This window comes from Candidatus Eisenbacteria bacterium, from assembly GCA_020847735.1.
In the GTDB taxonomy this organism is placed as follows: domain Bacteria; phylum Eisenbacteria; class RBG-16-71-46; order RBG-16-71-46; family RBG-16-71-46; genus CAIXRL01.
Genome location: JADLBL010000001.1, coordinates 90,772 through 113,055, shown reverse-complemented (window position 1 = coordinate 113,055; position 22,284 = coordinate 90,772). Strand labels below are relative to the sequence as shown.

The following is a 22,284-nucleotide window of genomic DNA, read 5'->3' as shown; positions in this document are numbered from 1 at the left end:
TCAGCGCGGGGCCTCCTCGAGCGGCACGCGCAGGGTCATCGGCCGGCCGTCCCGCTCGATCTCGAGCACCAGGTCGTCGCCCACCCGCGCGCCGTAGATGCTGGCCTGCACGTCGTCCACCGTGTTCGTGATCCGCCCGTTGACGCGCCGGATGCGGTCCCCGGGCCGCACGCCCGTGCGCGCCGCGGGTCCCGCCGGGTCCACGCGCGTCACCACCAGGCCGGCCACGTCGCTCCAGCCGAGCCGGCGGGCGAGCAACTCGGTGACCGGCTGGACCTGCATGCCGGGCCACGCCTGTCGCACGCGCCCGTAGCGGCGAATTTCCGCGAGCAGCGACTTCGCCATGTTGATCGGGATCGCGAACCCGAGTCCGATCGAACCGCCTCCCGAGGTGAAGATGAAGGTGTTGATGCCGATCACCTCGCCGTCGCCGTTGACCAGCGCACCGCCGCTGTTGCCGGGATTGATGGCGGCGTCGGTCTGGATCATGTTCTTGTAGATGCCGGTCCCGCCCCCGCTCGCGTCGGTCGCCTCGCTCTTGATGTCGCGACGGGTGGCGCTGATGACGCCGGCGGTGACCGTCGGTTGCGTGTCTTCGAGCAGCATCCCGAACGGGTTCCCGATGGCGATCGCCCACTCGCCCACCACCAGCGAGTCGCTGTTCCCGAGCACCGCGCTCGGCAACTTCGTCCCGTCGATCTTGAGCACGGCGAGGTCGTAGACGGGCGAATCGCCGAGCACCTTCGCGCCGAAGCTCCGGCCGTCGGGCAGGGTGACCTTGATCTCGTCGGCCTGGCGGATGACGTGCGAGTTCGTCAGCACGATCCCCGACGGATCCACGATCACGCCCGAGCCCATGCTCGGCACCTTCTGGCGGTATTCGCTGCGCGGGAAGAAGCGGTCGAAGAACTCGTCGTGCATCATGCCGCCGAACGGATCGGTGCGCACCACGCGCGTCTGCACGACGCCGACCGTGACCACCGCCGGGCTGACGCGCTGCGCGGCGACGACGATCGCCGAGCGGCGCGAATCCCCGGGATCGCCCGGCTTCGCCCCCGCGAGCGCCGCGGCGAACAGGATCGCGGCCGCGATCGGCAGCGCCGCGAGCCGGCCCGGAACGCGCGGAGTGCGCGGCGGCGGGGTCATGCCGCGAGCCCTCCCTCGTTCCCGTACTCCACCTCCTCGAGGCACAGGCCGCGCGCGGGCGCGGTGCCCGCGCCGCGCGCACGGTCGTGCGAGGCGAGCACCTCGGCCATGTGCGCGGCCGGGTCCGCGAGCGAGGCGGCGCGCAGCGCGGTCGCCACGACGTTGCGGACCATGTGGTACAGGAAGTGGTCGGCCTTCACCTCGAAACGCCAGCCGCCCTCGCAACGCTCCCAGCGCGCGAGCCGGACGTCGCACTCCGGGCGGACCGGGGAACTTCCGGCCGCCTCGAAGGCCCGGCAGTCGTGCCGACCGATCAGCGGCGCGACCGCGCGGTTCAGCGCCTCGCCGTCGAGCGGCTTCATCGGCCACCAGGCGAAGCGCCCGAGCAGCAGGTCGTCGGACTCCAGCAGGCGGTACGCGTAGCGGCGCGCTCGCGCGGAGTGGCGGGCATGAAAGGTCTCGTCCGCCTCGCGCGCCTCGACGAGTCGCACGTCGCCGGGCAGCTCGCGGCCCGCGAGCGCCGCCACCGCCCGCGCCGGGAGGTTCGTCCCGGCGCGGAACGAGGCCACCTGCCCGCGCGCGTGCACGCCCGCATCGGTGCGGCCCGCGCCGTTCACGGTCACCGGTTCGCCCCCGAGAACCTTCGTCAGCGCCTGCTCGAGTTCGCCCTGGACGGTGCGCAATCCGACCTGGCGCTGCCAGCCGTGGAAATCCGTTCCGTCGTACGCCACCGTCATGCGGAACGTCCGCGTCCCGATCACCGCGCGACCGCCGAAAGGCCCAGCCAGCGCTCGGCGATCTGCACCGCGTTGAGCGCCGCTCCCTTGCGCAGGTTGTCCGAGACGACGAAGAAGGCGAGCGTGTTCGGCTCCGCGAGATCGGTGCGCGCGCGCCCCACCACCACCGGGTCGCGTCCCGCAACGTCGATCGGCATCGGGTAGCGCGCGGCGGCCGGATCGTCGGCGACCTCGATTCCGGGAAAGGCCTTCCACGCCGCGCGCGCCGCGACCGGATCCACCGGCCGGTCGAACGTCGCGTGCACCGCCGCGCTGTGCCCGATCCGCACCGGCACGCGCACCGCCGTGACGCTGACCGGCAGGTCGCGATGCGCGAGAATCTTGCGCGTCTCCCAGACGACTTTCATCTCCTCGCGCGTGTAGCCGTTGTCCTCGAACGCATCGATGTGCGGAACACAGTTGAGCGCGAAGGGCGGACGCCCGTCGGCAAGGCGCGGCGGCGCGCCTCCGCCCGCGGCCGCGCGCATGCCCGCCTCGAGATCCTCGAGCGCGGCGCTGCCGGCCCCGGACACCGACTGGTAGGTCGCGACCACCAGCCGGCGCAGTTCCCCGAGCGCTTCGAGCGGCTTGAGGGCGACGACGATCGGCGCCGCCGAACAGTTCGGGTTCGCGACCAGCGTCGGCCGCGAATCGAGCAGCGAGCCGTTCACCTCGGGCACGACCAGCGGGACCGCGTCGTCGTAACGGTACGCGCTGCTGTTGTCGATGACGCACGCTCCCGCGGCGCGCGCGATCGGCGCCCACTGCCGGGCGATCGCGTTCTTGACCGCGAACAGCGCGATCTCGACGCGAACGAACGCCGACTCGGACACGGGTTCGACGGGCACGGGCCGGCCGCGGAATTCCACCGTGCGTCCGGCGTGGCGGGGGCTCGCGAGCAATCGCACGCGCTCGAGCGGAAAGTTCCGCTCCTCGAGGACGGCGAGCATGGTCCGGCCGACGAGGCCGGAGGCGCCGAGAATGGCGACGGTGCGACTCAAGCGTTCCTCCGGGTGCTCCGCGTCTCTGCGCGGACGGGTCCAGGAGCCTTCACGGAACCTGCGGCGGGACCGGACCGGTTCGCGTCAGGCCCCGGCGGGTGAAAGTCGATGGCGGCAATCTAGAGGCCGCCTTTCGGGGTGTCAACGCCCGGCGCCGGCGCCGGCCGCGCGCCGGCGGCGAACGAACACGAGCAGCAGCGTCGCGAGCAGCGCGAGCGCTCCCGGCCAGTCCCCGAAGCGCGTCCACGGCGTCCGGCCGGCCCGCGCCCCGGGAACGGAGGCGCGCAGCACGCCCGGCTCGAACACCGGCAGTCGCGCGCGCACGCGACCGTCGGGACCGATCACCTCGGTGAGTCCGGTGTTCGCGCAGCGCAGCAGCGGCACGCCGTTCTCGACCGCGCGGAACGGCGCCATCGCCGCATGCTGGTAGAGCGCGGCGCTGTTGCCGAACCATTCGTCGTTGGTGATGTTGACGAGCATGCGCGAGCCGGCACGGACGTCCTCGCGCGCGAGGTCCGGAAAGATGGACTCGAAGCAGATCAGGCACGAGAACTTCCCGCCCGGACCCTCGAACAGCACCGTGCCGCGCCCGGGCTCCCATTCGGCCTGCCCGAGGTCGAGCTTTCCGAGCGCGGGCACCAGCCACTGGAAGGGCATGCGTTCGCCGAACGGCACGAGGTGCCGTTTCGCGTAGCGCGCCGAGAGCGAGCCGTCGGGCCGCCACAGGCCCGCGGCGTTCCACGCCAGCGTCCGCCCGTCCGGACCGCGGCTCGCGTCCGCGAAACCCGTGAACACCGGCACCCCGCGGCTCGACGCCCAGTCCGCCACCTCGAGGGATTGGTCCACCTGCAGCCGCAGGTAACTGCCGGTCGCCGTCTCCGGCCAGACGACGAGCTGCGGAGCTTCGCTGCCTGGAGGCGCGAACGCCGAATCGGACAGCGCCAGGAAGGTTCTCAGGATCTGCTCCTGGTGGGTGCCCGCCCACTTGATCGCCCCCGGGATGTTTCCCTGCACGAGCGCGACCCTCGGCGAGCCCGGGCCCGTGCGGGGCGACGCTCCCTGCAGCGCGCCTCCGGCGAGCAGCCCGCCCGCGAGCAGCGCCACGAACGCCAGCAGAGCCCGCCGGCTCCGGCGCGCCCGGGCTTCGGCGGCGACGGCGTTGAGCGCCAGAACCCAGAGCGTGACGAGCGTCACGCTCCCCGCCGCGGCGAGCCCCAGCGACGGCAGCGCGTGCTGCGTGTAGCCGGGCTGGAACCAGGGAAAGCCGAGTTCGCCCGAGCCGCGAAGTTCCTCGACGAGCAGCATCACCGGCACGAACGTCCAGCGCGCCGCGACACCGGAGCGCCGCGCGAGCACGCCCGCCAGCAGGATCGCCAGCGCCCAGAAGTTCGCGAGGTAGGCGCCGGCCAGCAGCCAGCCGAGGTACTTGAGCCACGGCACCGTCAGCGCGACGTCGGCGAGCAGCGCGATCCAGTGCGTTCCGGTCAGGAAGAAGGCGAACCCGCCGAGCCAGCCGAGCGCGTAGAGCGAGCGCGGCGAGGCGCCCGCGGCGACGCGCCTCTCGAGGGCCGCGATCAGCGGCACGAACGCCACCCAGGCCAGTCCGCCGAGCGGCAGGGGCAGGAACGCCGCGCCGAGCACGAGGCCCGACGCGGCGGCGAGCGCGAGGTCGGTGCGCGCCGGGGTCACCCGCCGCCGACCTTCACTTCCCTGCCGAGCTCGGCGCTGCGATAGACCGCGTCCATCAGCTCCATCACGGTGAGGATCTCTTCCGCCCCACCCATCACCCGGCTCGAGCCGCGCAGCGCTTCGGCGAAGTGCGCGACCTGCGCCTCCATGGACTGCCGATACTGGTTCCTCGAGGTCTCGAGCTCCGGCGTGACGTTGACGAGCGAGCCGTGCATGCCCTTGTGCACGCGGAACGGGTTGAGCAGCGCCGCGCCGCCCGCCCCGAACAGGTTGAGGTAGGCGAAGTCCTTCTCCATGAGCAGGCCCCACGTCAGCTCGAGCGTCAGGGTCGCGCCGTTCGAGAGACGGAAGAACGCGGTCGCGCTGTCCTCGACCTCGTCCTTGCGGCTGCGGTGCACGCTGGCGGTGACCGACTCCACCTCCGGCTGGCCCAGAACCCAGAGCGCGAGATCGAGCATGTGGAAGCCCAGGTCGAGCACCACGCCGCCTCCCGACTCGCGCTTCGTGCTGCGCCACTCGTCCGAGTCCCACTCCGTCTTCTGCCGCAGCCAGCCCGCCTTGGCGAGGAACACCCTGCCGAGATCGCCCTTGTCCACGAACCGGCGCAGCAACTGGGCGTCCGGCCGGAAGCGGTGCTGCACGGCGCACATCAGGAGCCGGTCGGCCTTCTTCGCCGCCTTCACCATGCTCGCGGCTTCGGAGCCGTTGCGAGCCAGCGGTCGCTCGCACAGGACATGCTTTCCCGCCTCGAGCGCGGCGATCGCCATCGGCGCGTGCAGGTAGTTCGGCGTGCAGACGTCCACCGCGTCGAGGTCGTCGCGATCGAGCAGGAGCTCGATGCGGTCGCCGCTCACCGGGATGCCGAACTTCTGCGCGACCCGGTGGGCCTTTTCGGCGTCGCGATCCACGAGCCCGACCAGTTCGAGGCCCCCGACCTTCATGAGGGCCGGGATGTGGTTGACCTGCGCGGTTCCGCCGACGCCCACCAGCCCGATCTTCAGGTTCTTCCTGGCCACGCGACCTCCCGATTCCGTGGGCGAGGGTGCCTGCCGCGGCTCGCGCGGGCCCGCGCAGGACCGGCGCGGAACCTAGTCAGCACCCGTGCCAGCGTCAAGCACCGCGACCGACAGGCCGAAGCGTCGCAGCTTCTTGAGCAGGCCCTGGCGCGAAAGCCCGAGCGCGCGAGCGGCCTGCGTCTTGTTGCCGTGCGTGCGACGGAGCATCTCGCGCAGTCGGCGCTCCTCGAGTGCACGGGTCTCGGCGTGCAGCCCGGCGCCCTCGGCGACGGCGTCGGCGAGCGTCAGCTCGGGCCAGTGCGCGGAGGTCACCATCCCGCGCGCGCCGGCGACACGCACCGCGAACTGGCAGGCGTTGGCCAGCTCGCGCACGTTGCCGGGCCACGCGTAACGCTGCATCCATTCGGCCAGCGCCGGGTCCATGGCCGGGGCCTCGCGCCCCTCGAGCGCGGCCGCGGCGTGCAGGAAATGCCGCGCGAGCAGCAGCACGTCGCGGCCGCGCTCGCGAAGCGGCGGCAGCCGCAGCCGCACGGCGTTGAGGCGAAAGAGCAGGTCGGCCCGGAACGTGCCTGTGCGCACGCAGGTCTCCAGCGAGCGGTGCGTCGCCGAGACCACGCGCACGTCCACGCGTCTCAGGCGCGTGTCGCCGACGCGCCGTGCCTCTCCTTCCTGCAGCACCCGCAACAGCTTCGTCTGCAGCAACGGGCTCGCGTCCCCGATCTCGTCGAGAAACAGCGTGCCGCGCTCGGCCGCGTCGAACAGTCCCTCGCGGTCGGCCACCGCGCCGGTGAACGCCCCGCGCGCGTGCCCGAAGAGCTCGCTCTCGATCAGGCTGTCGGGCGTCGCCCCGCAGTTGTGAGCGACGAACCCGTGCCCGGCACGCGGGCTGAACGCGTGCAGCGCGCGCGCGACCAGTTCCTTGCCCGATCCCGTTTCGCCGATCAGCAGCACCGGCAGTCCGCTGCCCGCCACCGCCGGCAGGCGCCCGACCAGCTCGCGCCAGGCCGGCGAATCGCCGATCAGCTCGGGGGCCGCCGCCTCGCGTCCCGACGCCACCCGCTCCCGTCCCCTCTCCATCCGCCACCTCCTCCTCACCACGTCCCGCGGGGGCGATGCGATCGATCAGGGGGCCTGCCACTCCACGCCGCGCGGGCCGGCCTCGATCCGGCCGATCTCCCACGCGGATTCGCCGGCGGCGCCCAGCGCCGCTCCCAGCGCGTCGGCATCGCCCGGCGCCGACACGGCGAGCATGCCGATGCCGAGGTTGAGCGACGCGCGCGCGTCGTCCTCGGGCACGCCGCCGGTGCGCACCAGCCACTCGAACAGCGCCGGCCGCGGCCACGCGCCCGCGCGCACGACCGCACGGCAACCCTCCGGAAGCACGCGGACGAGGTTGCCCGAGATACCGCCGCCGGTCACGTGCGCCAGCGCGCGCACGCGGCTCTCCGCCAGCAACGGCGACAGCGCGCGTCCATACCAGCGATGCGGCGCGAGCAGCGCGTCGCCGACGCTCTCGCCCGCGCCCCCGGGCAGGCGCGAGTCCAGCCCCAGCCCCGAGCCGGCGAGCACCCGGCGGGCGAGCGAATAACCGTTGGTGTGCAGCCCGTTGCCGGCGATGCCGAACAGCCGGTCGCCGGGGCGCACGCGCGAGCCGTCGAGCAGCGCACCCGGCGCGACCGCGCCGATCATGCAGCCGGCGACGTCCACGACGCCCGGCAGGTACGTGTCGGGCATCTCGGCCGTCTCTCCGCCCAGCAGCACCGCGCCGACTTCGCGGCACGCGCGCGCGAGGCCGCGCACCGCCGCCAGGACGACGGCGGGGTCGAGACGCGCCTGCGCGATGTAGTCGAGAAACGCGACCGGCCTCGCGCCGTGCACCAGCAGGTCGTTGGCGCCGTGGAAAACGAGGTCGGCGGCCGCGTCCTCCACGCGCCCGGCCGCGAGCGCGAGGTGCAGCTTGGTGCCGACCCCGTCCATGGTCGCGGCGACCAGCGGCGCTCCGCTCTCCCACGCCATCACGCCGGCGAAGCCGCCGACCAGCGGCGCGACGCCCGGGTGCCAGGTCGAGCGGATCTCGCGGACCACCTCGTCCTTGATCGCGTCCGAGCGCGACAGGTCCACGCCCGCGTCGCGGTAGCGCATCAGCCCCCCGCCCGGGTCCTGAGCCGCAACAGCTGCAGGTCCTCGCTGCTCGGGCTGGGCACGAGCGGGAACTGTCCCGCGCGGTGCAGGCGAAGCAGGCAGCCGACGACCTCGGCGTCGAACTGCGTGCCCGCCCCGCGCTCGAGCTCGCCCAGGGCCGCCTCCAGCGGCAGCGCCCGCCGGTAGGGCCGGTCGGAAGTCATCGCGTCGAACGCGTCGGCCACGTTCAGGATGCGCGCTCCGACGGGCACGTCCTGCGAACGCAGGCCGAACGGATAGCCCTGGCCATCCGGCCGCTCGTGGTGCGAGCGAACGATTTCGGAGGCGCGCTTCAACGCGCGCACCTTGGCGACGATCTCGGCGCCCGCGGCGGGATGCGCGCGCAGCGTGCGCTGTTCCTCGTGCGAGAGCGAGCCCGGCTTCTGCAGGATGTGCTGGTGCTGCGGACCGATCTTGCCCAGGTCGTGAACCAGCGCCGCGTACTCGATCTCGTCCACCTCGCGTTCGGCGCGGCCCAGGCCGCGCGACAGCCTCACCGCGTACTCGGAGACGCGGACGCTGTGATGCCGCGTGTAGGGATCCACCTCCTCGAGCACCTCGGTCAGCGCCCGCACGAAATCCTTGAGGTCGCTGCGCAGCTCGAGGTGCGCCTGGAACGAATAGCGCGCGACCAGGAACGGCAGGGCGAAGAGGACGATTCCCCATGGGCCCGCGGTCTTCCAGGCCACCAGCACGAGCGCGCCCAGGGCGAGGAACGACAGATGGTGGAGCAGTCCCTGCTGGAAGTTCCGCTGCCAGATGCGCCACGGGCTCGGCCCGGTGGTCAGCCCCAGCACGAGCGAGACGCAGCCCGAGTTGACCAGGAAGTAGACGCTCCCGGCGGCGAGCAGCGCGAGGCCGTCTCCGGGGATTCGCAACTCGCCCAGCCGCCCGCCGAGCGAGATGAAGGTCCAGGCGGTCGCCCAGTAGCCGAGCGTGAAGATCGCGATGTTGTGCGCGATCCGCACCGGCGACTTCCGGTGCACGATCCCGTGCGAGACCACGGTGGCCGCCGCGTCCAGCAGCGACGTCCAGAACGGGCCCGCGATCAGCAGCAGCGGCAGGCTGAAGACGGTGCTGGCGGTGACGTAGCCGCCTCCCGGCATCGGCACCGGCGCCAGTTCGCTCAGGAGCAGGAGCGCGAAACCGCCGGCCAGGAGGTAGGGCGAGGGCGCCAGCGCGCCGCGCGGCGCGAATGTGAACAGCGCCACCGCGCCCGCGAGGACGGCTGCGTAGTAGAAGCGGAAGAGAACCGGATGCCGGTGGATCGGCGTTTCGCTCACTTTGGAATCAATCGCCGGAGGCTCCGGGGACGCCTGCTCGCAAGGTGGAAGAGACCGACACTCGTCACGAAGGGAGACTTCCGGTGTTCACGTCAGGCGTTTACCAGCCCGCCTTTCCGAACAGCTCGACGATCTCGATGAGCAGATCCATTCAGACCCACCTCCTCTTCAGGGGATTCCGTGAGGGTGATGCGCACGGATCGGGTCCGCTTCGCTCGGATGCTGCTCCGCTTCGCTGGGTCCTCCGCTGGGACTGCCGGTCTCCGCCGAATCGCCGCCGGGGCGGCGCCCCGGCGTTCACGTCTGCTCCCGTCCTGCCCGGCCGGGCCGTCAGCCCGTCGTCGGCCGCAGAACGTACTCGGTTGGCTCCTTCACCCGCAGTCCGCCGACGATGCGGTTGAGCGCATCGAGCGCCGCGAGCGCGACAGCCTGCGGCGTATCCTGCTCTATCCGGCAGCTGCCCGTCAGCAACTTTCCCTGCCGGTGGGCCACCAGCGAGAGCGCGACCACCACCACCCGATGGCGGCCAAACGCCTCGAACTCCACGCCTTGCACGTCGAGCGCGATCGGCTCGGCGAGGAACTCCTGGACCGCCGCCGCGGTCGCCCGGGCGACCAGGTGATGGGCCTCGTCGCGCGCGCTCCAGCCGGCGGCGCTGCCGATGCGCGGCAGGCCCCGCCAGCGAAGTTCCACCTGCGCCTGCGTGCGCGGACCGGAGACGAACAGGTTGACGCCCTCGAAGCGGATGCGCTCGTCGGTGCGCGGCAGCTCCGGTTCCGGCTCGCCCTCCAGTCGCGCCTCGGCGGGCGCGACCGCGCTTTCGGTCGGCCGCGCGTCCGCCGGCTGCGTGTGCGCGATGGAAACGACGCGGTGGTCAATGCGGACGTCGAGCCGCGTGCGCAGCACCGTCTGCACATCCCGCACGATCTGCTTCAGGGGCCGTTGAGTGCCCGTCAGGACATGGATCTCGAGGATGTCCTCGCCCTCGGCGCGGACGCTCACGCCTTCGATGTCGCGTAGCTCGCGGATCGCGGCCTCGGCGCGGGCGGCGAGCGTGCGGTTGGAGCCTGTCATAAGGCGACTCCGGTCCCCCGGGTGGATCTGCATGCGGAGGACATTAGCATGCGCGGACGAACCGCGGGCAAGCAAGATCGAAGGATGTGATTTCGGCGGCGGTCAGCGCAGCGGGAACAGGTCGTAATGGACCATGTCGTGCAGCGCGCGCACCCGCGACTCGATCTCGTCCAGGTCGGTCTCGATCAGCCGCGAGGGACTGAACGATTCGATCGCCAGCGAGGCCATGGCCGTGCCGCAGGCCATGGCCTGGCGCAGCGCCTCGCCGTCCAGCCGGCCGCAGCGCGCCAGCATGCCCAGGAACCCGCCCGCGAACGAATCGCCGGCGCCGGTCGGATCGGTCAGGGCCAGCACGGGAAACGCCGGGGTGATGAAGCGCTCCTCGCGCGAGTGGTAGAGGGCCCCGTGCTCGCCCTTCTTGATGATCACCGCGTTCGCACCCTGCTCGAGCAGCCGGTCGGCCGCCTTCGCGAGGTGGGTCTCACCGGCGAGCGCACGGGCCTCCTCCTCGTTCAGCAGCGCGACGTCCACGCGGCGCAGCACCTCGAAGACGCGGTCGGGCTTGCGGGCGATCCAGTAGTTCATCGTGTCGGACAGGGTCAGCAGCGGGCGCTTCACCTGCGAGAGCACCTCGAGCTGGAGCTCGGGGTCGATGTTCGCGAGGAACACGTACGGCGCGCGACGCTGTGCCTCGTCGAGCTTCGGGTGGAAGTCGGCGAAGACGTTGAGCTGGGTCTCGAGCGTGTGCGCGTGACCCAGTTCCGCCATGTACTCGCCGCGCCAGCGGAAGGTGCGGCCCGCGGCCGTTTGCAGGCCCGTCAGGTCCACTCCGCGCCGCTCGAGTTCCGTCCGGTGCGGCGCGGGGAAGTCCTCGCCGACGACGGCGCACACGGCGACCGGCGCGAAATGGCTCGCCGAGAAGGAGAAGTACGACGCCGAGCCGCCGAGCGCCTCGACCGCTTCGCCATAGGGCGTGCGGATGCTGTCGAGCGCCACCGAGCCGACGACCAGGATGCGGTTGGCCGCGGTCACGACGCGGCCCCGGCCGCGTGCTCCAGCCGCTCGGGCGCGGAAACGCCCATCAGCGCCAGGCCGTTGCGCAGCACCTGCCGGGCCGCGGCGCAGACGCGCAGCCGATGGCGCGCGAGGGCCGCGTCCTCGCCGACCACCCGGCAGGCGTGATAGTAGCGATGGAACTCGGCCGCGGTTTCGACCAGGAAGGTCGGGATCCGGTGCGGCTCGAGCGCCACGGCGGCGCCGCGCACGATCTCGGGAAACGTCGCGAGCTTGCGCACCAGCGCCACCTCCTCGGGAGCCGTGAGCGGCGTCGCCGGCCCCTCGGACGGCGCGAGCCCGCGCTCGGCCGCGACCCGCAGCACCGAAGCGATGCGCGCGTGCGCGTACTGCACGTAGAACGCCGGGTTCTCGTCGTTGCGCTTCGCCGCGAGGTCGAGGTCGAAATCGAGGTGGGCGCTCGTCGAACGCATGAGGAAGAAGAAGCGCGCGCAATCCGCTCCGACCTCGTCCATCAGGTCCCGCAGCGTCACGAACTCGCCACGGCGCTTGCTCATCTTCACTTCCTGTCCGTCGCGCAGCAGGTTCACCTGCTGGACGATCAACACGCGCAGGAAATCGTCCTCGAGCCCGGCCGCCTTGAGCGCCGCCGAGAGCGTGGCGACGTACGCGTGGTGGTCGGGGCCCCACAGGTTGATCGCGCGGCGGAAGCCGCGCGCGCGCTTGTCGAGGTGATAGGCGATGTCCGGCAGCAGGTAGGTCGGCCGGCCGTCCGCGCGCACCACCACCCGGTCCATGTCGTCGCCGTGCGGGTGCGTGCGCAGCCAGGTCGCCTCCGCCGCGCCGGCGGACGCGCCGGCCTCGCCCTCCACCCGCGCGCGCGCCGCCTCGCTGACGCCCTCGGGCTTGACGGCGCGATAGGTCACGCCGCGCGCCGTCAGCTTCCGCAGCGCGCCCTCCACCTCGCCCGAGTCGTGCAGCTCGCTCTCGCGAAACCAGCGGTCGAACGTCACGCCGTAGTCGGCGAGGTCGCGCTGCTGCCAGGCGAGCATGCGCGCGAGCGCCTGATCGCGAAACCAGCGCGCGCCCCCCGGCGCCGCGAGCTGCGCGCGCGCCTCCGACTCGGGCAGCGTTGCCGCCAGGTCGCGAAGGTAGGAACCCTGGTAACCCTCGGCGGGCAGCTCGCGGCTCACTCCGATCCGCTCGGCGAACCGGGCCGCGACCGACTCGCCGAGCAGGTCCACCTGGTTGCCCGCGTCGTTGACGTAGAACTCGCCGGCCGGGTCCCAGCCGGCGGCGCGCAGCAACTCGACCAGCGTCGCTCCGACCGCGGCGGCGCGGGCGCTCACGACGTTCATCGGTCCGGTCGGATTGGCGCTCACGTATTCGACCAGCACGCGCTCGCCCGCTCCGGCGGCCGAGCGGCCGAAGCTCCCGCCTTCTCCGAGAATGCGTGCGGGCAGCGAGGCGAGAAACGAGTCGGAGTAGCGAAAGTTGAGAAAGCCCGGACCGGCGACCTCGGCGGCGGCGAACATCCCGTCGCCGTGCTGCATGTGCGCGACGAGAGTCTCGGCCAGCGCGCGCGGAGGCCGCCCGGCCTCCTTCGCGATCAGCAGGCAGAGATTGGTCGTCCAATCTCCGTGCGCCGGATCGCGCGGAACCGCCAGCTCGATCCGCGCGATGCGTTCCGGCGTCGCGAGGCCGGCGGACGCGAGGGCACGGGCCAGCGCTTCCTTCAGTTCAGTCCACACCAAGGTCCACGCTCCGGGCGTCGCCCCACAATCGCTCCAGAAGGTAGTACTCGCGCGTGCGCTCGTGGAAGACGTGCACCACGAGATCCACGTAGTCGAGCAGCACCCAGCGCCGGCCCTCCCGGCCCTCGACGTGCCACGGCCGCGCGCCGATCGCCCGCAGGCGCTCCTCGACCGCCTCGGCGACCGCCCGGACCTGCGGCTCGCTCGCGGCCGAGCAGATCAGGAAGTAGTCCGCGACGCCGTCCAGCCCCGAGAGGTCGAGCCCGACCAGGTCGCTGGCCTTCTTGGAGACGGCCGCTCCGGCGGCCGCGCGCAGCAGCTGCACGCCGGAAACCGAATGCGAGGTTTGTGGACGCGGGGTCATGGGCGGGGATCCGTTCTCCGAGCTCGCGGCGGCGCTCAGTGGACGCGCTTCACGGCGTAGTCGATCGCGACGTCGAGCGCGCGACTCGCCGCCGAACGAGGTTCCGGCGCGAGCAGCCCGCGCGCCTCGTTCGCCAGCGCCGCCGCGCGGGCACGCGAGTAGGCGAATCCGCCGGCGCGTTCGATGAGCGCGCAAAGCTCGGCCCATTGTCCCGGCGTCCAGCGCTTGCGCGCCGCCAGCGTCCGCAGCTTGCGCCGGTCCGCCGGCGTGGCCTGCCGCAGCGCGGCGATGAGCGGCAGGGTGACCTTGCCCTCGGCGAGGTCGTAGCCGACCGGCTTGCCGGTGACCTCGGAATCGCTCAGGTAGTCGAAGAGGTCGTCCACGATCTGGAAGGCCACACCGACCGCCTCGCCGAAGCGCTTCAGCCGCCCGCGGCGCTTCGCGTTCCGGCTGCCGCCGTTCAGCGCCGCGCCCAGCTCGGTGGCCGCGCCGATGAGCGAACCGGTCTTGGCGCGGATCAGCTCCTCGTAGTCCGCCTCGGAAACGTCGAGATCGAAGGCGTGCTGGAACTCGAGCGCCTCGCCGCAGGACATCTCGGTGACCACGCCCGCGAGAACGCCCATCGCGTCGTTCAGCCGGTGTTCGACCAGCAACGACATGGACTGGGCGTACAGGTAGTCCCCCATGATGATCGCCATCTCATCGGTCCAAAGCCCGTTGACCGTCGGCATGCCGCGCCGAAGGTGGCTGCGGTCCACCGAGTCGTCGTGGATCAGCGCCGCGGCGTGCACCAGCTCGACCACGGTCGCGCAGACGATCGCGTCGGGCCCCAGCGGACCGCGCAGGCGCGCCGTCAGGAGCAGCAGCGTCGGCCGGAACTTCTTGCCGCGCGTCGCCAGAACGTGGCCCCCGACCTCGTTGAGGATCGGAATCGGCGTGCGAAAAAGCCCCCGGAGGCGCCGTTGGACGGCCTCCAGCTGGCGCCGGACGGGCCGCTGCACCTCGAGAATCTGGGCGTCTACGGTCATGGGAGAGCGCGGGCCTGAAGGGTGTGGGGTAGGGAAAAAAATGCGCCGCAGGATAGGGGCCGCTTCGAACGAGTGTCAAGCACTCGGGGCTTCGCGCGGCGCGCTCGCGCGACGTTGCGCGAGGCGTGCGAGCAGGCGTTCCCGCGTGTTGCCCGCCGCGTCGTCGGTCACTTCCTCGAGCAGCGCCGCGAGCGTCCTTCCGACCTCCGGTCCCGGGCCGATTCCCAGCGCGCGCATGACGTCGTCTCCATCCACCGTCAGGTCGGCCACGGTGAGCGCAGCGCCCGCGGCGAGCAGCCGGTCCACGCGCGCGGACATCTCCGGCAGGTACGCCGGGTTCCCCGACTTGAGTCCGTTGCCGAGGTGATCCGCGATCCGCAGGTCGAACAGCTCGGCGACGAACTCCGGCCCGACGCGCCGCAGCCAGCGCCGCAGCGCCGCATCGCTCCAGTCGCTGCGATAGTCGAACATGTGCTCACGCACCAGGTGCACGACACGCCCGGTGAACCGCGTCGAAAAGCGAAGCCGCTCGAGCAGGGTGCGCGCCAATTCGGCACCGACCGCCTCGTGGTGGTAGAAAGTGCCCTCCCCGCGGCGTTCGACGCGCGTCGCGGGCTTGCCGATGTCGTGCAGCAGCGCCGCCCAGCGAACGACCGGGCGCACCACCGGCGCCGCGTCGCAGGAGTAGATCGAGTGAAAGTAGACGTCGTAGGCGTGGAAGCGGTTCTGCGGCACGCCGCGGCACGCCTGCAACTCGGGCAGCCAGAGCGAGAGCAGGTCCGCTTCGCGGAGGATCTCGAGCCCCACGGACGGCTTCGGCGCCAGCACCAGCTTCTCGAGTTCGGCGCGCACGCGTTCCGCCGCCAGCGTGCCGGCGCGCTCGCGCACGGCGCCCAGCGCGGCGCGCGTCCGCGCTTCGATCTCCATGCCGAGCACCGCCGCGAGCCGGGCGACGCGCAGCGGGCGCAGCGCGTCCTCGCGGAAGCGCGTGAGCGGATCGCCGACGGCGCGCAGGATCCTCCGCTCGAGATCGCGGGCGCCGTCGTGCGGATCGAGCAGCCGGCCCTCGAGCGGATCGAACGCGAGGGCGTTCACCGTCAGGTCACGACGATCGAGGTCCTCGAGCGGGTCGCGCGTGAACCAGACCTGGTCCGGGTGCCGGGCGTCCGCGTACTCGCCTTCGCGCCGCAGCGTCGTGCACTCGATGCGCGCCCCTTCGTGCAGGATCAGGACCGTGCCGTGGCGCTCGCCGATCGGTTCGGTGCGCGGAAACAGCGCCCGCACCCGCTCGGGGAGCAGGTCGGTCGCGAGATCGGTCTCGCCGCCCCCGGTTCGCCCGAGCAGGACGTCGCGAACGCTTCCGCCGACCAGCCAGGCGCGGCCGCCGGCCTCGCGAAATCGCGCGAGCGCCGAGGCGACCGCGGGCGGCCACGCCTGCGCGCGAAGCACGGCCTCGGCGCGCAGGCGCGCCTTTTCGGCGGGGCTGTCGTGCCACGCGTTCACCGCGGCGCGCTCCTCTCGTTCACGTTCTCGCTCGTCGCTTCGCTCGGGCTGCCCGCCGTCGCGCATGCGGACCCGGCCGCCGGCGATTCACTCGCCGCCTACCCTCCGCCGCGCGTGCGTGCGTGGCAAGTCGGGCTGGTCCGACCCGATCGCCTGCAGCACGCCTCGCTCTCGTTCGTGCTCGCGGCCGGCGCCACCCTCGCGACCCGGCGCCCGGCCGCGTCGTTCGCCGGCGTGCTCGCGCTCGGGCTCGCGAAGGAGGCCTGGGATTCCCGCGCGGAGGGATTCGACGCCGTCGACCTCGCCGCCGACGCCGCGGGAGCGACGCTGGGCGTCGTGGCCGCGCGGGACCGCTAGGGCGCGCGGGCGGCGCACGGGCCCGGCGGACACCCGCGGGCGGCGCGGCATCCGGCTTTCAGTCGGGACAGCGAGGGCAGCCGCCGGAGCCGGACGAGCCGCCGTTGCTCGCGGCCTTCGCGAGGCCGACCGCGAGAACGCCCGCGAGCACGCCCCCGCCGACGAGGCCGGTGCGGTACCAGTCCACGCGGCGCGTGCGCATGCGGGTCACGTCGTCGAGCGCGATCCGCACGACCGCGAGCTCGTCCACCGGACCTTCGAGTTCCGATCGCAGCCGGTAGCCCGTCAGCGAATCGGCGTCGTAGGTCGCGCGATCGAACTCGTAGACGAGTCCGTCGCGCGTCTCGATCCGCACGCCCTTGCGTTCGGGGCTCGCTCCGTAATCGGCGCGCGGCAGCTCGCGAAGGGTCGTGCACCCGGCGGACAGGGTCCAGAAGGTGAGCACGGCGGCGCGAATCCACCTCGAGGTCGTCATTCCGGCTCTCCGAACGAAGGCGGCCCCGATCCGAACACGGCGGCGCGCGTCGCGATCACGCTAGCACGCGAACTCCCGCGCGGGCGAGGCGTCAGCTCCAGTAGAGCAGCCGGCCGCAGTTCTCGCACAGGTGCAGGTGGCCTTCTCCCGGTGGCGGCGCCGCCGACGTCGGCAGCGTCACGAAGCAGCCCTGGCAGACGCGCTCGCGCACCAGCGTCAGTCCGCGGCCGTAGCGGCCGAGCGAACGCTCGTACCACCCCAGCCAGCGGCGATCGATGCCGGCGGCGAGCTGCTCGCGTTCGCCCGCGAGCGTGCCGACGCCGGCCGTGGAGTAGCCGATTCGGCGCAGGGCCCCGGCGCTGCCGTCGGCGCCGACCAGCAGCAGCAGCTGGTCGAGGTCGTTCAGCTCCAGCATCGCCCGCACGTCGTTCATGACACCGGGCCCGCCTGCAGCAGCGTGAGCGCGCCATCGGCATCGGCCGTCGCCAGCCGGACCCGCGTGCGCTGCTGCCGCAACGACTGCGCGGCGGCGACGAGCCGGGCCAGGTGCGCGGTCGCGCTCTGCTCCAGACCCTCGAGCCGGAGCACGACGAGTTTCACGGCCTCGCCATCGGCGGCGCCCCAGTCCACACCCCGGGGCGCGCGACCGACGATCCACAGCGACCGGCTGACGAGAATGGAGCGCGCGTGCGTGAGCGCGACTCCCTTCCCGAGTGCGGTCGTCCCCAGCCGCTCGCGGCGGGCGAGCAGCGCGGCAAGCGCTTCGACGTCCCGAATGACGCCGTGCCGGTGCGCTGCGAAGGCGAGTTGTGTGAGCACGGAATCGCGGCGGCGGTGCCGCAGTTCGAGCAGGTCGAGCGGGTTGCCGGAGACCAGGGGCATTTCTGCGATCGCCAAGGGTTCCTCCCGCGACGGAAGTCAGGCTAGCACCGTTCGCGGCCGCCCGGCGCAGGAAACTCCCCTGAGCGGCGGGCCGGAGCAGAAATTGATGACTCCTGAAAACCCCGGCGGCAGGTTGATGCGGTCCCTTTGCCCTCGACCTCAAAGCTATGCGGTTTCGGCCGTTCGCGGACGGCCCGTGCTCCCGCGTTGCCACAAGGCGAGGACCAGCATCGCGAGCCCGACACCCAGCGCTGCCCCGACCGCGACGTCGCTCAGCCAGTGACGGTTGAGGTATAGACGGGACCAGCCGACCAGCGAGGCCAGCGCGAACGCGGGCAGAGTCGCCCGCTTCCAGCGACGAGCCAGCACGGTCGCCACCGCGAACGCGTTCGCCGCGTGACTCGAGGGAAAGGCGGCGTTGCTGCGCCGGTGCTCGCCGTCCGGCCGGGCCCTGAACGTGGCCCGCTTGAGCCCTTCGACCGCGAGATTGACCGGCAGGAGCACGACGAGCCCTTCGACCGTCGCCACCCGTGCCGCTCCGCCGACCAGCAGACCCGTGACCGCGGCGAGCGCGAGAGCAGGACGGCTGCGATCGGAGATCGCCCTCGCGACCGGCTCGAGGGCGGGCGCGCGCGAGCCTTGCACCGTCCGCGCGACCGCGTCGTCGAGCGACTGCAGCGGCCAGGTCACGAGCAGCAACGCCGCCAGCAGCCGAGCGATCACGGCGCGCTTCCCCAGACCGCGTGGATCGCGCCGGCCGGGAGGGTGCCCTCGACGCCGCGACCGGCGCGCACACGCACGTTCGTTCCCTCCCGCCGCACGATCCGCACGACCTGGCCGGGATCGAGATCCATGCCGGCGCCGGACAGCGGCGTTTGCGACTCGACCACCGCCAGCGGAGTCCGCCGAAGCGCGGCCGACTGAAGCACCGGGGCGAAGGCGGCGGCCAGCGCGAGCGCCAGCAGGGCCGCGGCGGACCAGCGACGCGGCCAGAGCAGCGTGGCGGCGAGCGCCAGCGCCAGGGCGAGGGCGCCCCACTCGAGCGGGCGAACCGGCCACGACCCCGCGTCGGCGCCCACCAGACCGCCCGCTTCCCGGACACGCTCGGTCGCCCATGCGAGAGCGCCGCTGCGCGCCCCGGCGGCGCGTCCCCGCAGCACCCAGGCGGCCGCCTCGCCGGTGCTCTGCCGCGACAGGGCCGCCCAGGCGAGACGTGCGGCCAGCGGCGCGCTCGGGCCGCCCTCCTCCCACAGCCTGCGCCACTCCGCCGCCGCGGTGCCGAGCTGGTGCTCGCGCGCCTGCGCGTCGGCGACTCGCGCGCGGGCGGCGAGCGGACCCGAACCCGGGCGCGGCGCGCCGTAGCCGGCGAGCGCCAGCGCGACGGTCGCCAGCGACAGAGCCAGCAGGACGCGCGGCGTGCGCTGGGGCTCGGGCGGAACGCAGACCGAGACCCGCTCGACCAGCCGCCGGCGCACGTCATCCTCGCCGGCGCCGGTGCCGCCGTAGCGGGCGACGGAAATGTCGTGGCGCAGCACGGCGACGCGCTCCCCCCGCGACTCGGCCCACGCGGCGGCCTCGTCCGCGGCTCGCCAGAAATCCGGTCCGTGCGCGAGCCCCACCGCGCGCAGGAACTCGCGCTGTCGCGCGCGCTCACCGGAAAGCCGGTCGGCGCCGCCCGCCGCGCGCGCGAACCCGATCGCGACGCCGAGCAGCGCCCCGGCGAGCGCGAACGCCCACGGCAGCGCGGCGCGAGAGCCGGGCGAGGCGGGCTCGCGCGCGAACTCGCGCGGGAAGTCGTCGTCCGCCGACGTGGCAGCGCCGGGAGCGGCCGAGAGCACCTCGAGCAGGATCGGCCGCAGGCTCGCCTGGCGGTACGTGGCCGGACCGGGGTCGAACCACGCGAAGGCGGGAGGCTCGAGTTCGAGCGTGCCGCTTCGCCGGGGCAGCAGCGTCCACTGGAAGCGCCGCCGCCCGGGCTCGATCTCGCCCGAAGGCGCGAAGCTGTCGTCCACGGTGCTCGCGAACACCTCGAAGTCCGGCAGCGAGAGCTCCGGCGTGTGGAGCAGCGGCAGGTTGCCGGTGCCGCGCACGTCGAGCCGAAGCGTCACCGCCTGATCCTGGGCCGTGTGTCCGCGGTCGAGGCCCCAGCTCACCTCGAAATCGCCGACGGCGTTCTCGAAGCCGGCCGGGGATCCCGCCGGCAACGGCCGCACCGCCACGCGCAGCGACTCGCTGCGAATTTCGACCGGACGGCCCACCGGCACGGTGCCGCCGAAGATCGGATCCACGGCCACCGAGGAGGCGACGACGATCAGCGCCGCCGGGCCGATGGTGGCGGTTCCGGGCGCAAGCGGGTAGAGCCTCGCACGGCGCTCGGTGACCTCGGCCGCCCGCCCGCCCGCACGTGCGCTGTAGTCCGTGGGATCGCCCCAGCTCTCGGACCAGAAACCGGGCGTTGCGGGCGGGCTGAACCCGCGGCTGTCCGCGATTCCGCTCACCTGCACGAGCTTCATGGACAGCTGCACGAGTTGTCCCACGTAGGGGCGCTGCGGCCGGACGTCCACCACCAGCCAGGCCGGGGCGCCGCCGCCGCCCGAGGAGCCGGAGGGCGACGGCGACGGCGCGGAGGTGACGCGCAGGGGCAGCGACGCGCTCAGGAAATCGGTGCTCCCGACGCGGACGCGGATCGGGCCGATGTGATAGGCGCCGGGCGTGTCGGCGCCGAGCTGGTAGCGGAACGTCACGACCGTCGTCGAGCGGCCGTTGACCCACGAAAAGCTCTGCGAACGGTCGCTCCCGAGTAGCGAGACGCCGGGGGGCAGATTGAAGGAGGGATCGCCGGTGCCGCCGCTCGGGTTCGTCACCGTGACGATCAACCCGACCGCGGAGCCGGCGGGGATCGAGGCCGCCTCGAGCCGGGCCTCGACCTGCGCCGCCGCGTGCGCGGTGCGGGCAGGCGCGCCCGTGACGAACGCCAGCGCGGCGAACCCGGCGAGCGCGAGACCGCGGCCGCTCACCAGTCCCTGCCCTTCTTCTCGCGCGTCGCGCGCACGCGCTGCGCACGCTGGCGCTCGAGCCGCTCGAGCTCCTGGAGCGACCCGAGCAGTTGCTCCGCCTGCTGCTTCGTCATCCCGGGCGCGCCGCCGCCCGGCGCCGGAGGCGGTGGCGCCCCCTGCGCCTGCGGCGGGGCGTTCGGGCTGGGCCGGGCCCCCTGCTGCTCGGGGTTCGGCCCGCCGGGATTGGGCTTCCCCTTCTGGTCCGGCGTGGGCGGCGCGTCCGGTTGCCGGGGTGACGAGGGCTCGCGCGCCGCGTCCCGTTCCCGTCGCAGCAGCTCGTAGTTCCAGCGCGCGTCGGCGTCGCCGGGATCGCGCTCGAGCGCGCGGCGCAGCTCGCCGAGCGCGCGGTCGTAGTCCTTCTGCTCTCCGTACAGGGTGCCGAGGTTGTAGCCGGCCACCTGTCCGGCCCGCCCTCGTTCGGCGGTCAGGCGGTCCAGCGCCTTCTCGGCCGCCTCGCGCTTGCCGTTCAACGCCCGCGCCGTCGCCAGGTTCACCTGCAGGCGCGCCGGCGCGGAACGCAGCGCGCGCTTCGCGTACAGCGACTCGGCCTTCGCCCACAGGCCGCGCTGGAAGGCCCGGTCGCCCCTCGCCCACGGGCTCTGGGCGTGCGCGGGCGACGCCATCGCGCCCGCGACCAGCAGCAGCGCCGCGGCGCGTGCCAGCGCCTGGTTGCGCGGCCGCGCCTCCCGGCGGCGCGGCCGCGCGAGTTCCCAGGCGAGCGCGGCGACGGCGAGCAGCGCCAGCAGCGGAAAGCGCGCCACCGGACGCTCGACCAGCCGCGCACCATGGCTGGAACGCGCGAGCGAGCCCATGGACGCGGCGAGGCGCGAAAGTTCCCCGCCGGAGCGCGAGGCCGCGAAGTAGCCCCCGCGGGTCGAGCGCCCGAGATCGCGCAGCAGGCGTTCGTCGAGCCGGCTGCGCACGACCTGGCCGTTCTCGTCCCGCTTTACGTCCACCGCCTGATCCGAGCCGTCGAAGACGGGAACGACGTCGCCCGCCGGGGTGCCGACGCCGACCGCGAAGACGCGCACGCCCGCGCGCCGGACGTCCTCGATCGCCTCCCTCGCGCCGCCTTCCAGGTCCTCGCCGTCGGTCCACACGACCGCCGCCTGCTCCTCGCGCCGGCCCTGCGGCAGCAGCTTGAGCATCGCCTTGAGCGCGCGGCCGAGATCCGTGCCCGGAGTGCTCACCGAGGAGCTGGAGAGCGACGCGAGCACCAGGCGCACCGCCGCATGGTCGAGCGTCAGCGGGCACAGGCGAACCGCGTCGCCGGCGAACGCCACGACGCCGACGCGACTGCCCGGCACCCGTTCGAGCAGCCCGAGCGCCTCGCGCCGCGCCTCGTCGAGCCGTGACGGCGCGACATCCCTCGCGTCCATGCTCGCCGACACGTCCAGCACGAACACCAGGTCGGATCCCTGCGACTGCCGGCGCACGGTCTCGCGGCCCCACTGCGGGCCGGCCGCGCCGGCGACGAGCATCGCCAGCGCCGCGAGCCGCAGCGCCAGACCCGCGATCCGCACGCCGGGCAGCGACTGCGCGAGCAGCGCGTGGTCGGGCCGCGACCCGACGAGCGAGCGCGCCGCGCGCCGCGCGCGTTCGAGCGCGCGCCACTCGAGCAGCGCGAGCAGCGGCAGGGCGGCGAGGCCCCACAGCCAGGCCGGATGTTCGAAGCTCATGCCCGC

Annotated in this window: 21 protein-coding genes; 1 reads left to right on the top strand and 20 read right to left on the bottom strand. The window is 73.2% G+C overall.

The genetic code is table 11. From position 1 onward, the window contains the following. From IT347_00560 to IT347_00495, 14 genes are all read right to left on the bottom strand, one after another. Window positions 1-1,146, bottom strand: coding sequence for a trypsin-like peptidase domain-containing protein (locus IT347_00560; protein MCC6348069.1), 1,146 nt, complete (start codon window positions 1,144-1,146; stop codon window positions 1-3). After that, window positions 1,143-1,883: a tRNA pseudouridine(38-40) synthase TruA gene (truA, locus tag IT347_00555; GenBank protein MCC6348068.1), complete on the bottom strand. Its 741-nt coding sequence runs from the start codon at window positions 1,881-1,883 to the stop codon at window positions 1,143-1,145. Before truA ends, IT347_00560 begins: the two co-directional genes overlap by 4 nt. Window positions 1,884-1,903: 20 nt before the next feature. Next, window positions 1,904-2,872 (bottom strand): aspartate-semialdehyde dehydrogenase, encoded by a 969-nt coding sequence (locus IT347_00550; protein ID MCC6348067.1) that lies wholly within the window; start codon window positions 2,870-2,872, stop codon window positions 1,904-1,906. A gap of 192 nt (window positions 2,873-3,064) precedes the next feature. Then, on the bottom strand, window positions 3,065-4,612 hold the full coding sequence (gene lnt / locus IT347_00545) for an apolipoprotein N-acyltransferase (GenBank protein ID MCC6348066.1): 1,548 nt from the start codon (window positions 4,610-4,612) through the stop codon (window positions 3,065-3,067). Beyond that, window positions 4,609-5,628 carry a Gfo/Idh/MocA family oxidoreductase gene (locus IT347_00540; protein ID MCC6348065.1) on the bottom strand — a complete coding sequence of 340 codons (1,020 nt, stop codon included), beginning with the start codon at window positions 5,626-5,628 and terminating at the stop codon, window positions 4,609-4,611. Before IT347_00540 ends, lnt begins: the two co-directional genes overlap by 4 nt. A gap of 72 nt (window positions 5,629-5,700) precedes the next feature. Next, the gene (locus IT347_00535; protein MCC6348064.1) at window positions 5,701-6,705 is read right to left on the bottom strand and encodes a sigma-54-dependent Fis family transcriptional regulator; all 1,005 of its coding nucleotides are present in this window, start codon (window positions 6,703-6,705) and stop codon (window positions 5,701-5,703) included. A gap of 45 nt (window positions 6,706-6,750) precedes the next feature. Beyond that, window positions 6,751-7,770 carry a phosphoribosylformylglycinamidine cyclo-ligase gene (locus IT347_00530; GenBank protein ID MCC6348063.1) on the bottom strand — a complete coding sequence of 340 codons (1,020 nt, stop codon included), beginning with the start codon at window positions 7,768-7,770 and terminating at the stop codon, window positions 6,751-6,753. Further along, window positions 7,770-9,092, bottom strand: a complete 1,323-nt coding sequence (locus tag IT347_00525; protein MCC6348062.1) for an HD-GYP domain-containing protein — start codon at window positions 9,090-9,092, stop codon at window positions 7,770-7,772. Before IT347_00525 ends, IT347_00530 begins: the two co-directional genes overlap by 1 nt. Window positions 9,093-9,422: 330 nt before the next feature. Then, complete coding sequence (locus IT347_00520; GenBank protein MCC6348061.1) at window positions 9,423-10,199, bottom strand: hypothetical protein; 777 nt, start codon at window positions 10,197-10,199, stop codon at window positions 9,423-9,425. A gap of 69 nt (window positions 10,200-10,268) precedes the next feature. Further along, complete coding sequence (locus IT347_00515) at window positions 10,269-11,198, bottom strand: sugar kinase (GenBank protein MCC6348060.1); 930 nt, start codon at window positions 11,196-11,198, stop codon at window positions 10,269-10,271. After that, window positions 11,195-12,931, bottom strand: a complete 1,737-nt coding sequence (locus IT347_00510; protein ID MCC6348059.1) for an arginine--tRNA ligase — start codon at window positions 12,929-12,931, stop codon at window positions 11,195-11,197. Before IT347_00510 ends, IT347_00515 begins: the two co-directional genes overlap by 4 nt. Next, complete coding sequence (gene rsfS / locus IT347_00505; protein ID MCC6348058.1) at window positions 12,921-13,298, bottom strand: ribosome silencing factor; 378 nt, start codon at window positions 13,296-13,298, stop codon at window positions 12,921-12,923. The genes IT347_00510 and rsfS overlap by 11 nt, the downstream gene beginning before the upstream one ends. Before the next feature lie 35 nt (window positions 13,299-13,333). Next, window positions 13,334-14,326 (bottom strand): polyprenyl synthetase family protein, encoded by a 993-nt coding sequence (locus IT347_00500; GenBank protein ID MCC6348057.1) that lies wholly within the window; start codon window positions 14,324-14,326, stop codon window positions 13,334-13,336. Between the two features lie 75 nt (window positions 14,327-14,401). After that, window positions 14,402-15,829 (bottom strand): HD domain-containing protein, encoded by a 1,428-nt coding sequence (locus tag IT347_00495; GenBank protein MCC6348056.1) that lies wholly within the window; start codon window positions 15,827-15,829, stop codon window positions 14,402-14,404. Here IT347_00495 and IT347_00490 point away from each other — a divergent pair. Then, complete coding sequence (locus tag IT347_00490) at window positions 15,815-16,186, top strand: hypothetical protein (GenBank protein MCC6348055.1); 372 nt, start codon at window positions 15,815-15,817, stop codon at window positions 16,184-16,186. The genes IT347_00495 and IT347_00490 overlap by 15 nt on opposite strands. A gap of 58 nt (window positions 16,187-16,244) precedes the next feature. Here the strand turns inward: IT347_00490 and IT347_00485 are convergent, their stop codons facing one another. From IT347_00485 to IT347_00460, 6 genes are all read right to left on the bottom strand, one after another. Continuing rightward, window positions 16,245-16,661, bottom strand: coding sequence for a hypothetical protein (locus IT347_00485; GenBank protein ID MCC6348054.1), 417 nt, complete (start codon window positions 16,659-16,661; stop codon window positions 16,245-16,247). A 91-nt stretch (window positions 16,662-16,752) separates the two neighbouring features. After that, window positions 16,753-17,094 (bottom strand): hypothetical protein, encoded by a 342-nt coding sequence (locus IT347_00480; protein ID MCC6348053.1) that lies wholly within the window; start codon window positions 17,092-17,094, stop codon window positions 16,753-16,755. Then, the gene (locus tag IT347_00475) at window positions 17,091-17,558 is read right to left on the bottom strand and encodes a PTS sugar transporter subunit IIA (GenBank protein ID MCC6348052.1); all 468 of its coding nucleotides are present in this window, start codon (window positions 17,556-17,558) and stop codon (window positions 17,091-17,093) included. The genes IT347_00480 and IT347_00475 overlap by 4 nt, the downstream gene beginning before the upstream one ends. Before the next feature lie 150 nt (window positions 17,559-17,708). Further along, entirely contained in the window at window positions 17,709-18,266 is a 558-nt protein-coding gene (locus IT347_00470; protein MCC6348051.1) for a phosphatase PAP2 family protein, read from the bottom strand. Further along, window positions 18,263-20,560 (bottom strand): BatD family protein, encoded by a 2,298-nt coding sequence (locus tag IT347_00465; GenBank protein MCC6348050.1) that lies wholly within the window; start codon window positions 20,558-20,560, stop codon window positions 18,263-18,265. Before IT347_00465 ends, IT347_00470 begins: the two co-directional genes overlap by 4 nt. Beyond that, on the bottom strand, window positions 20,557-22,278 hold the full coding sequence (locus tag IT347_00460) for a VWA domain-containing protein (GenBank protein ID MCC6348049.1): 1,722 nt from the start codon (window positions 22,276-22,278) through the stop codon (window positions 20,557-20,559). The genes IT347_00465 and IT347_00460 overlap by 4 nt, the downstream gene beginning before the upstream one ends. Window positions 22,279-22,284: the final 6 nt, after the last annotated feature.